8 protein-coding genes are annotated in these 11,662 nt (G+C 64.8%); all 8 read right to left on the bottom strand.

What is annotated here, in order from left to right:
* Positions 1 to 102: 102 nt before the first annotated feature.
* The 8 genes from I8J34_RS09175 to I8J34_RS09140 all read right to left on the bottom strand — a co-directional run bounded on the left by I8J34_RS09175 (position 103) and on the right by I8J34_RS09140 (position 11,644).
* Positions 103 to 480 (bottom strand): putative zinc-binding protein, encoded by a 378-nt coding sequence (locus I8J34_RS09175; RefSeq protein WP_214361103.1) that lies wholly within the window; start codon positions 478 to 480, stop codon positions 103 to 105.
* A complete protein-coding gene (locus tag I8J34_RS09170) occupies positions 477 to 1,136 on the bottom strand; it encodes a response regulator (RefSeq protein ID WP_214361102.1) in 660 nt (219 codons plus the stop codon). Before I8J34_RS09170 ends, I8J34_RS09175 begins: the two co-directional genes overlap by 4 nt.
* Positions 1,133 to 3,085, bottom strand: coding sequence for a type IV pili methyl-accepting chemotaxis transducer N-terminal domain-containing protein (locus I8J34_RS09165; protein WP_230411772.1), 1,953 nt, complete (start codon positions 3,083 to 3,085; stop codon positions 1,133 to 1,135). Before I8J34_RS09165 ends, I8J34_RS09170 begins: the two co-directional genes overlap by 4 nt.
* Positions 3,086 to 3,222: 137 nt before the next feature.
* Positions 3,223 to 3,915, bottom strand: coding sequence for a respiratory nitrate reductase subunit gamma (gene narI / locus I8J34_RS09160; protein ID WP_214361101.1), 693 nt, complete (start codon positions 3,913 to 3,915; stop codon positions 3,223 to 3,225).
* 10 nt (positions 3,916 to 3,925) lie between these two features.
* Positions 3,926 to 4,474 carry a nitrate reductase molybdenum cofactor assembly chaperone gene (narJ, locus tag I8J34_RS09155; RefSeq protein WP_214361100.1) on the bottom strand — a complete coding sequence of 183 codons (549 nt, stop codon included), beginning with the start codon at positions 4,472 to 4,474 and terminating at the stop codon, positions 3,926 to 3,928.
* Positions 4,475 to 4,487: 13 nt separating this feature from the next.
* Positions 4,488 to 6,059 carry a nitrate reductase subunit beta gene (gene narH / locus I8J34_RS09150; RefSeq protein ID WP_214361099.1) on the bottom strand — a complete coding sequence of 524 codons (1,572 nt, stop codon included), beginning with the start codon at positions 6,057 to 6,059 and terminating at the stop codon, positions 4,488 to 4,490.
* 111 nt (positions 6,060 to 6,170) lie between these two features.
* Complete coding sequence (locus I8J34_RS09145) at positions 6,171 to 9,923, bottom strand: nitrate reductase subunit alpha (protein WP_214361098.1); 3,753 nt, start codon at positions 9,921 to 9,923, stop codon at positions 6,171 to 6,173.
* 65 nt (positions 9,924 to 9,988) lie between these two features.
* A complete protein-coding gene (locus I8J34_RS09140; protein ID WP_230411771.1) occupies positions 9,989 to 11,644 on the bottom strand; it encodes an MFS transporter in 1,656 nt (551 codons plus the stop codon).
* Positions 11,645 to 11,662 lie beyond the last annotated feature (18 nt).

The following is an 11,662-nucleotide window of genomic DNA, read 5'->3' as shown; positions in this document are numbered from 1 at the left end:
GGACGAGTAGCCTATCGTCACAGGCATGGAGTGCCTGATAGGTGTCACCAAAACTTAATGTTGCGTCGCGCCATCACATCGTCACAATGCGTCGCCCGCCCCTCAGTCAGCGTCGTCCGGCGCAACGACACCGGCGAGTTGTTCGAGCAGGCGCGGGTATAGCGCGCGGGCCTGGGCCGGGTCGAAATCGGTCTTTTTGAGCTTCTTGACGCCGAAGGTGTCGAGGCGCACATGGACCGTCGGCGTCAGGCCGTGCTGGGCCAGGGTTTCGCGCACGCAGGCAAGCACGCAGCCGTCGAGCGCGATCAGCGGGCGGCCGGTGCGCGCCATGTGCACCAGCGGCGCCACATGACCGCCCACGCCGGCAATGCAGGACATGTCGGCCCGCCCCTCCCGGTCGAGCCGCAGCGCGAAGTGGTTGGCCAGTTGCGCGGCGCTGGAGCAGCCCGAGCAGGAATAGACGATCGGCCGCTCGCTCATTGCGCGGCGAACCCCCGCTCGACGGCGAATACCGCCGCCTGCACGCGGCTGCTCAGGTGCAGCTTCTTGAGAATGCTCTGCACATGGATCTTGACCGTGCTCTCGGCCACGTCGAGATTGCGCGCGATCTGCTTGTTGCTCTGGCCCTTGGCGATGCAGCCGAGGATGTCGCGCTCGCGCGGAGTGAGCTTGTCGAGCGCGCCGTCGGCCACCGGCGCTGCGGGGCTGGCGCCCGTGCGGTTGGCCAGCAGCTTGCCCATCATCAGCGGCGAGATCACCGGTTCGCCGCGCGAGGCCATGCGGATGGCGTCGATCAGGGTTTCGGCCTCGATGTTCTTGAGCAGGTAGCCGGTGGCGCCGGTGCGCAGCGTGCCGAGCAGGTCTTCGGAATCTTCCGACACGGTGAGCATCAGCACCTGGGTGCCGGGCACGTCTTCGAGGATCAGCTTGAGCGCATCCAGGCCGCCGACCCCCGGCATGTGCAGGTCGAGCAGCACCACGTCGGGTTGCAGCTGCTTGGCGCGCTTGGCGCCTTCCAGGCCGTCGGCCGCCTCGCCCACCACCTCGAACTCCTCGCTGCGCTTGAGCAACGAATTGATGCCGCTGCGGAACAAGGCGTGGTCGTCGACCAGCAGAACGCGAATCCGATCACTCATGCCGTGCTTGTCTCCTGATCCCGTTCGGTCAGGCGCAGGCTGACCGCCGTCCCGCCGCCCGGTTGCGATTGAATGTCCAGCACGCCGCCGATGCGCGCGGCGCGCTCGCCCATGATGTGCAGACCGACGTGCTCGCCCTGGTCGGGCGCTCCCGCCGCCTGTGACTCGAAGCCGATGCCGTCGTCGCGGATCTCCAGGCGCAGGCTGTCGGTATCGCGCCACAGCTCGACGAGCACATGCTGCGCCTGGGCGTGTTTGCGCACATTGGACAGCGCCTCTTGCGCGATGTACAGCAACTGGGTATCGACCTCGGCAATCGACGGCGGGCTGGCGCCATGCACCCGCAGCTCGCCCTTCACGCCGCTCTGTTCGGAGAAGCGATCCACCGCCAGGCGCAGCGCGGCGGCCAGATCCTGCTGCGGCAGGCGGGCGCGGAAGTGCTGCAACAGTTCGCGCACGTCGGCATAGCTCTCCTGGATGCCCTGGCGGATCATCTCGACCACCTCGCCGGTCTCCTCGATCCGGCCATGGGCCAGCGCATCGTCGAGCATCTGCACCTGCAGGTTGAGGAAGGCCAGCCCCTGGGCGATCGAGTCATGCAGCTCGCGGGCGATCAGGTTGCGCTCTTCGGAGACCGCCATCTCCTTCTCGCGCGAGAGCAGGCGCACGTTGTCGATGGCCATGCCCAGATGCTGGCCGAGGCTTTGCAGCACCTGCCGGTCGCCCTCGGAGATCTCCAGCTTGCGGCGGAAGTAGAGGTTGAAGATGCCCAGCGCCCGGTTGTTGTGATTGACCGGCACCGCGCTGACGGTCTCGAAACCGGCCCGGTTGCAGGTGTCGCGGGTGCGTGCGCTGTCCGGGTCCGCGGTGCCGCTGACGATCGGGATGTCGCCCAGCACCGCCTGCCCGCACAGGCAGTTGCCGCAGTCGAGAATGGCTTCCTCGTCGATGAACTCGGTGGCCAGGCCCTGGTGGGTGGTGATGTAGAGATTGTCGGCGGCGGCATCGAAGAGCCGCACCGAGGCGGCATCGGCATCGAAGGTGCGCCGCACCTCTTCGAGGAAGCCGCGCGAGAGCTCCTCGATGCTCATCGGCTGGCGCAGCAGGTGGGCGATGTTGTAGAGAATCGACAGCTCGCGGTTCTTCTCGGCCAGCGACCGGGTCTTGGTGGCCACCCGCTCTTCGAGCGTGCCGTAGAGTCCTTCGAGGTGGCCGGCCATGCGGTTGAAGCCGCGCGACACCTCGCCGAACTCGTCGTTGGTGAGCACCGGCACGCGGGCGGTGAAATCCTCGCGCTCCATGCGCTGCATGCCGCTTTGCAGGGTGTCGAGCGGGCGGATCACGGCGACGAAGAAGAAGCGCATCAGCACCACCGTGCCGATCACCGCCAGCGCCACCAGCAACACCTGGTAGCTGCGCAGCACATTGGTGTGGGCGGTAAAGCTGTTCTCCATCTTGCGCACCACGGTGTCGATGCTCTTGACGTAGCCGTAGGTGGCGCCTTCGAGCGCCATCACCGCCTGGCGGGCGGCCTCGGGCGAGTCCGCGCCGGTCACCTGCTCGATCAACGGCCGGATCTCGGCATGCCACACCCGGGTAATGGCCGCCACATCGTCGGGGATGCCGTCGTCTCGCGGGATGAAGAGCGGCCGTGCCGGATCGCCCTTGGCGAGCCCCGCCTGCACCGCTTCGATGTCGGCCATGTCGTGACGCAGGACGACCAGGCGGGCATCGCGGCTGGCACCGTCGAGCGGCAGTACGGCGGCGTGGTGGGCCACTTTCCAGGAACGCATGCGCAGGCTGCCGGCGTCGTTGATCGCCGCGGCCACGCCTTCGAGTTTCCACGACGAGTAGAGCGTCAGGCCGATGGCCACCAGCGCGAGCAGGAAGAAGGCCAGCAGCACGCCGATGATCTTGGTCGCCAGCTTCTGGCCGAGCAGGGTATTCAAGAGCGCGTATTCCGTACCAACGGGATGTTCGTCAATGCCTGCCAAGATGCCCTCCCCGGCCGCTTGCGTCCATGAGCCTGGTCAACGAAAACGGGCGACCGCCCGAGATCGGCGGTCGCCCTGGGACGTCACGGTGCTCAGGCCGCGCGACGCTTGGTGCGCACGATCTGGTAGGCCCGGCCGACATAGCTCAGCGGGGCGGTGAGGATGTGCACCAGACGGGTGAAGGGGAAGATCAGGAACACCGTCATGCCGAAGAAGATGTGGGCGCGGAAGATCGGATCGACCGCTTCGAGCAGCTCCGGCTGGGGGTTGAGCACCAGGATGCTCTTCACCCAGTCGGCCAGCGCCAGCATCACCGACGGATCGTTGTTGTTGGCATGGCCGATCGAGAATGGCACCGTCGACAGGCCCAGCAACAGCGTCACCATCAACCAGCTGATCACTAACATGTCGTTCTTGCGGCCGGTGGCGCGGATGCGCGGGTTGAACATGCGGCGCGACCACAGCATGGCGCCGCCGATCAGGCACATCAGGCCGAAGACGATGCCGGCGATGATCGCGATCCACTGGTGGGTCATGTCGGAGATGCCCAGGCCCAGCCACAGGCCGTGCGGCAGCACCAGACCGGCGAAGTGGCCGCCGAAGATCGACAGGATGCCGATGTGGAAGAAGTTGCTGGCCACCACCATGCTCTTTTTCGACAGGAGCATGGAGGAGTCGGTCTTCCAGGTGTATTGCTGGTAGTCGAAACGGATCCAGCTGGCCACCACGAAGATGGTCAGGCAGATGTACGGATAGACCGCGAACAGAAATTTCATCAAAGACATGTCACTCTCCTCACGCTGCCAGACGGGTCAGCGTGCCGTGGTTTTCGAGAATGCGGATCAGCGGCGCGTAGGGGCTGCCGGCCTTTTCCAGGTTCTGCGCCAGCACCGTGAAGATCTTCGCCACATCGGCGAGGAACACCTTGGCGCCCGGCGCGTCCAGTTGCGACACGAACTCCAGCATCAGCGGCAGGAAATCGGGGATCTCCGTTTCCTCGTGCGTGAAGCCGAAGGACTTGTAGTACTCCGACAGGTCGATCAGCGCCGGGCCGCGGTTCTTGTCGTCACCGAACAGGTGATGCGTCAGGTGCAGGCTGTGGTCCGGCACCATGTCGAAGGTGGCCACGTAGGCCGCTTCGCGCTCGGTGGCGTCCTGCGCGATCAGCGCGTCGATGAAGCCGGCGATGGCTTGGCGGTCGGCCGTGCTGAACACGTCGTCGCGGTCGATCTCGGCCAGCCAGACCAGCGCCGTCCCGTGTTCGGTGACGGCGTTGTCCAGCTCGCGGACCAGCGCCTGGTTCGGATAGTCCAGCAGCTCGGCGAGCAGTTTGTAGGTCTGCATGCGTCGATCCTCCTCAGTACTGTTCGCCGGACGCGTCATGCGTCGGCTCGGCCAGCGGGGCCGGTTCGCGCGACTCGACCGTGTCCTTGCGGCGGGCCGGGAACAGCGCGTTGTTGGTCACGCCGAGCGACGAGGCGTTGCCGAAGGTGAAGCCGGTCTGGCCCTGGAAGCCGTAGTAATCGTCCAGGCGCATCTCTTCCTTGGAGGTCGGGATGACGAAGCGGTCTTCGTAGTTGGCAATCGCCAGGTAGCGGTACATCTCCTTGGCCATGTCCTCGGTCATGCCGGTGGCGTCGAGCGCACGGGTGTCGGCCTTGCCGTCGACATGGATCGAGCGCTGGTAGGAGCGCATGGCGATCATGCGGTTGAGCGCATCGACGATCGGCTGCTCCTTGCCCGCGGTGAGCAGGTTGGCCAGGTACTGCACCGGCAGGCGCATGGCTTCGGCCTTGGGCAGCACGCCGTCGACCTCGGTCGGCAGGTTCTTCTGGTCGATCTGCGATTGCACCGGCGAGAGCGGCGGCACGTACCAGATCATCGGCAGCGTGCGGTACTCGGGGTGCAGCGGGAAGGCGATCTTCCACTGCACGGCCATCTTGTAGATGGGCGATTTCTGCGCGGCAAGGATCCAGTCGTCGGTGATGCCGTCCTTCTTGGCCTGGGCGATGATCTTCGGGTCGAAGGGGTCGACGAACATGTCCAGGTGGTTCTGGTACAGGTCCTGGGTATCGTCGGCGCTGGCGGCCGCTTCGATCTTGTCGGCGTCGTACAGGATGATGCCGTTGTAGCGGATGCGGCCCACGCAGGTCTCGGAACACACGGTCGGCAGACCGTTCTCGACACGCGGGTAGCAGCCGATGCACTTCTCGGCCTTGGACGATTCCCAGTTGAAGAACACCTTCTTGTACGGGCAGCCGGAGATGCACATGCGCCAGCCGCGGCAGCGGTCCTGGTCGGACAGCACGATGCCGTCCTCTTCACGCTTGTACAGCGCGCCCGAGGGGCAGGACGCGACACAGGCCGGGTTGATGCAGTGGTTGCAGATGCGCGGCAGGTACATGTGGAAGGTGTTTTCGAACTGCTTGTACATCTCCTTCTGCATGTTGGCGAAGTTGGCGTCGCGCGAGCGCGAGGCGAATTCGCCGGCCAGGTCGTCTTCCCAGTTCGGGCCCCAGGTGACCTTGTCCATCTTCTCGCCGGTGATCTGCGAGATCGGGCGCGCGGTCGGCGCGGCCTCGGACAGCGGCGCGTTCTGCAGGCGTGCGTAGTCGAAGGAGAACGGCTCGTAGTAGTCGTCGATCTCGGGCAGGTTGGGGTTGGCAAAGATCTGGATCATCTTCTTGATCTTGCCGCCGGCCTTGAGCTCGAGCTTGCCGTTGATCTTCTCCCAGCCGCCCTTCCATTTTTCCTGGTCTTCCCACTGCTTCGGATAGCCGATGCCGGGCTTGGACTCGACGTTGTTGAACCAGGCGTATTCGACGCCCTTGCGGTTGGTCCACACGTTCTTGCAGGTCACCGAGCAGGTATGGCAACCGATGCACTTGTCGAGGTTGAATACCATCGCGAATTGCGCGCGGATTTTCATTTGATTCTCCAATTCCTGTGTCGTCGTAGGGCGGAAAAGCGCAGCGCCTTCCGCCGTGTTGCATGCGGCGGATGACGCCGCGTTGCGGCTTATCCGCCCTACGTTGTCTGCTTACTTCGAGCCGATGCCCTCGGGGTTGCGCCGGGCCTCGCGTTCGGGCGTCAGCGGCCGCTCGAGCCAGTCGATGTCCTGATCCTCGATCTTGTGCAGCACCACCATCTCGTCACGCTGGCAGCCCACCGTGCCGTAGTAGTTGAAGCTGTACGACAGCTGGGCGTAGCCGCCGACCATGTTGGTCGGCTTGACCACCACCCGGGTCACCGAGTTGAGGATGCCGCCGCGCTTGCCGGTGGTGTTCGAGCCGGGCACGTTGATGTTCTTTTCCTGGGCGTGGTACATCAGCGCCATGCCGCGCGGCACGCGCTGCGAGACCACCGCCCGGGCCACCGTGGCGCCGTTGCTGTTGATCGCCTCGACCCAGTCGTTGTCGCGGATGCCGACCGTGGCCGCTTCTTCCTCGGACAGCCAGATGTAGGGGCCGCCGCGGAACAGGTTGAGCATGCGCAGGTTGTCCTGGTAGCTGGAGTGGATGCCCCACTTGGAGTGCGGGGTGATCCACGACAGCGTCAGGTGCGGCTTGGCGCGGACGCTGGCCGGCACGTTGTCATGGGCCTTGAGGTCGACCGGCGGCTTGAAGGTGCAGAAGCCCTCGCCGAAGTCGAGGAACCACTCGTGATCCTGGTAGAAGTGGGCCCGGCCGGTCAGCGTGCGGAACGGGATGTGTTCATGCACGTTGGTGTAGCCGGCGGTGTAGGACACCGTCTCGGACTCGATCCCCGACCAGGTCGGTGCGGTGATGATTTTGCGCGGCTGGGCGACGATGTCGCGGAAGGTGATCTTGTCTTCATGACGGCCGGCGTACAGGTGGTGGTGGTCGATGCCGGTCTTCTTCGACAGCGCGCTCCACGACTTGTGGGCCACCTCGCCGTTGGTCTCCGGTGCCATGCGCATGATCGCGTCGCACACGTAGATGTCTTCTTCCAGCGACGGCATGCCTTTCGACACGCCCTCTTCGGTCACCGTGTAGTTGCACTTCTTGAGCTCTTCGTACTCGGCCTGGGTGTCCCAGTCGATGCCCTTGACATTGTTGCCCAGCTTGACCATCAAGGGGCCGAGCGCGATGTACTTGTTGTAGGTGCTGGCGTAGTCGCGATCGACCACCTTGAGGATCGGCATGGTCTTGCCCGGAATCGGCTCGCACTCGCCCATCTTCCAGTCACGCGCCTCGCCCAGCGGCTGGGCCAGTTCCATGGCCGAGTCGTGCTGCATCGGCAGCGCCACCAGGTCCTTGGCGCCCGGCAGGTGCTTGGCGGCGAGCTTGGAGAACTCCTTCGACAGGCGCTTGAAGATCTGCCAGTCGGACTTGGACTCCCAGCCCGGCGTGACGGCTTCACCCAGCGGATGGATGAAGGGGTGCATGTCGGTGGTGTTGAGGTCGTTCTTCTCGTACCAAGTGGCCGTCGGCAGGATGATGTCCGAATAGGCGCCGGTGGAGTTGAGGCGGAAGTTGATATCCACCATCAGGTCCAGCTTGCCGGTCGGGCCTTCTTCACGCCATTTGACTTCCTTGCAGCCGTTGCCGGCGCCGCCCTCGCTCATCACGCCGTTCTGCGCGCCGAGCAGGTGTTTGAGGAAGTACTCGTGCCCCTTGGCCGACGAACCGATGAGGTTGGCGCGCCACACGATGAGGTTGCGCGGCCAGTTCTCCTCGGCGTCCGGATCGGCGAAGGCCACATCCAGCTTGCCGCTCTTGAGCTGCTCGACCACGTACTGCGCCACGCCGGCCTCGTCCTTGGCGCCGGCCTTCTCGGCCTCGGCCACCAGCGCGACCGGGTTGCGGTTGAAGTGCGGCGCCGACGGCAGCCAGCCCATGCGGGTGGCCTTGACGTTGTAGTCGGCCAGGGTCAGGCCCTTGTTGCGGTTCTTGCCGGCCGGCGAGAGCAGCGCGTCAGCGTCGATGGTCTCGTAGCGCCACTGGTCGGTGTGGAAGTACCAGTACGAGGTGGAGTTCATGTGGCGCGGCGGACGCTGCCAGTCGAGCGCGAAGGCGATCGGCGCCCAGCCGGCCTGCGGACGCAGCTTTTCCTGACCCACGTAGTGCGCCCAGCCGCCACCGGTCTGGCCCACGCAGCCGCACATGTGCAGCAGGTTCATGATCGCGCGGTAGGACAGATCGTTGTGATACCAGTGGTTGATCGCCGCGCCCATGATGACCATGGACTTGCCCTTGGTACGCGAGGCGTTGTCGGCAAACTCGCGGCCGGTACGCTCCAGGTCGGCCGCCTTGACGCCGGTGTACTTGGCGGCCCAGGCCGGGGTGTAGGGCACGGTGTCGTCATCGTAGGAGGTGGCGACATTGTCGCCGCCCAGGCCGCGGTCGATGCCGTACTGCGACACCTGCAGGTCGAACACCGAGGCCACCAGCGCCTCTTCGCCGCTGGCCAGGGTGAGCTTGCGCACCGGCACGTTCTTCCACAGCAGCGCCGGCTCGCCCGGTGTGAAGTGCGGGAAGCCGACCGACACCACGTCGTCGCGGCTGTCGATGCACGACAGCTCCAGCTCGGTCTCGGCGCCGGCGCCGGACTTTTCGAGCAGGTTCCACTTGCCGTCCTCGCCCCAGCGGAAGCCGATCGAGCCGTTCGGCGCGACATAGCTGTTGGTCTTCGTGTCGAAGGCCACCGTCTTCCACTCGGGGTTGTTGGTCTCGCCCATGGCGCCGTTGAAGTCGGAGGCGCGCAGGTTGCGGTCGGTCACATAGCCGCCGTCATGCTTGCGCAGCATGACCAGCATCGGCAGGTCGGTGTACTTGCGGGCGTATTGCTGGAAGTACGGATCCTGCTTGTTGATGTAGAACTCCTTGAGCGCCACATGGCCCATGGCCAGGAAGGCGGCGGAGTCGGTGCCCTGCTTGACCGGCATCCACAGGTCGGCGAACTTCACGTACTCGGCGTAGTCCGGCGCCATGGAGACGATCTTGGCGCCCTTGTAGCGCACCTCGGTGGCGAAGTGGGCGTCCGGCGTGCGGGTCATCGGCAGGTTGGCGCCGGTGATGATCAGGTAGGTCGAGTTGTACCAGTCGGCCGCTTCGGGCACGTCGGTCTGCTCGCCCCAGGTCTGCGGGCTGGCGGCCGGCAGGTCGCAGTACCAGTCGTAAAAGGAGCCGCAGGCGGCACCGATCAGCGACAGGTAACGCGCACCGGCGGCGTAGGAAATCATCGACATCGCGGGGATCGGCGAGAAACCGTAGATGCGGTCCGGGCCCCACTTCTTGATGGTGTAGACGTTGGCCGCGGCGACGATCTCGCTGACCTCGTCCCACGAGGTGCGCACGAAACCGCCCAGGCCGCGCACGCGCACGTACTTGTCGCGTTTTTGCTCGTCTTTCTGGATCGCTTCCCAGGCCTCGACCGGATCCTTGCCGCTCTTGCGCTCGGCACGGTACAGCTCGAGCAGACGGCCGCGGATCATCGGGTGCTTGATCCGGTGCGGCGAGTACAGATACCACGAGAACGAGGCGCCGCGCTGGCAGCCGCGCGGTTCATGGTTGGGCAGATCCTCGCGGGTGCGCGGGTAGTCGGTCTGCTGCATCTCGAAGGACACCAGGCCGTTCTTGACGAAGATCTTCCACGAACAGCCGCCGGTGCAGTTCACGCCATGGGTGGAGCGCACCACCTTGTCGTGGCGCCAGCGGTTGCGGTAGGCGTCTTCCCAGTTGCGGTCTTCGTCGGTGACGATGCCGTGGCCGTTGGAGAAGGTCTCCTTGACCCGCTCGAAAAACTTCAGTCGATCCAGAAAGTGACTCACTTGTTGCTCCTTCCTTCTAGCTTATGAGGTACGGGGCGACGCCTTCCCGCCCCCGGGGTGCGCGTTCAGGGGTTTTTGACGTAAGCGTTGGGACGCAGGTAAAACCACCAGTTGATGACCAGGCACGCGGCGTAGAACATGGCAAAGCCGTACATGGCGTTCTCGGGCGTGCCGGCATGGATCTGCCCGCCGATCATCGTCGGCGCCACGAACGAACCATAGGCGGCGACCGCCGAGGTCCAGCCCAGCACCGGGCCGGCCTGCTCACGATTGAAGATGTGTCCGACCGAGCGGAAGGTCGAGCCGTTGCCCACGCCCGAAGCAAGGAACAACAGCGTGAAGCACACCATGAAGAGCATGAAGTACTGCTCCGGCGTCTCGGAGTGATAGGCCAGGTACATCACGTAACCCGCCGCGACCGACGCCGCAGCCATGACCGCCGACACCGCCTGCGTGACGATGGAGCCGCCGAGCTTGTCCGAAATCCAGCCACCGACCGGGCGTGCCGCGGCGCCGACGAAGGGACCGATCCACGCATAGGTCAGCGCGGAGGGGGCGGCCGGATTCTTGACATGGCTCCACACGCCGGTGGCGGCGTCCAGGACATGCTTGTCGCCGAAGATCACCGTGATCGCCAGCGGCAGGGCCAGCGAAAACCCGATGAAGGAACCGAAGGTCACGACATAGAGCGCCGTCATCGCCCAGGTGTGCTTGTTCGAGAAGATCGCGAACTGCTTGGCGACGTTCTCCTTCATGGGGCCAAACGCGGCGAGCTTCATGATCAGCAGCGCCATGGCGATATCCAGCGGCACCAGGAACCAGGCGTTGATCAGGCCGAGACCGGTCGGCGCCGGCAGATACAGATACAGGCCGAGGATCGACGGAATGAAGGCCAGCGTGTAGAGCCAGGTGATCTTGGCAAAGCTGGCGGCCACGCCGGTCTGCGGCGAGACCGTACGCAGGTTGTTCATGCCGAACCAGGCGGCAATCGCCACCGGCACCAGAATCAGGATGCCCACGAAGCCGGCGTTCTGGATATAGGTGGGCGAACCGGCCGGAATCTTGCCGAACAGCCAGCCAGAATCCTTCACCAGCGTCATCGCCTCGCCGCCGACGGCACCGAACAGCCCCACGGTCATGAACAGCGGAATGAAGATCTGGGTCGCGGTCACACCGAAATTGCCCAGCCCCGCATTCAGCCCGAGCGCCGTCCCCTGGAGGCGCTTCGGGAAGAAGGGATTGATATTCGACATGGAACTGGCGAAGTTGCCACCGCCCACGCCCGACCACAGCGCCAGGAGCTGGAACACCCACAAGGGAAGATCCTGGTGCTGCAGGGCGATACCCGTGCCAATGACCGGGGTCAGCAGCATGGCCGTGGTCAGGAAGATCGTGTTGCGTCCGCCGGCCAGGCGAATGAAGAATGACGACGGGATCCGCATCGTCGCGCCCGACAGGCCGGAGATCGCGGTAAGGGTGAACAGCTGCTCCTTGGTGAACGGAAAACCGAGGTTGAGCATCTGCACCGAGATGATTCCCCACATCGCCCACACCGCGAACCCGCAATACAAGGCCGGGATCGAGATCCACAGGTTCCGGTTGGCGATGCGCTTGCCCGATCGCTCCCAGAAGCCTTCGTCTTCCGGATCCCAATGTTCGATATCGGCGCCACTGCCGGTCGTTGGTGCGAGCGGCAGGCGCTCGACATTGGTCGTATTCACTCGATTCTCCCTTGCTAT

This window comes from Denitromonas iodatirespirans (assembly GCF_018524365.1).
GTDB lineage: Bacteria > Pseudomonadota > Gammaproteobacteria > Burkholderiales > Rhodocyclaceae > Nitrogeniibacter > Nitrogeniibacter iodatirespirans.
Note: the sequence above shows the minus strand (reverse complement) of the source record. Positions and strands in the feature narration are given on the sequence as shown.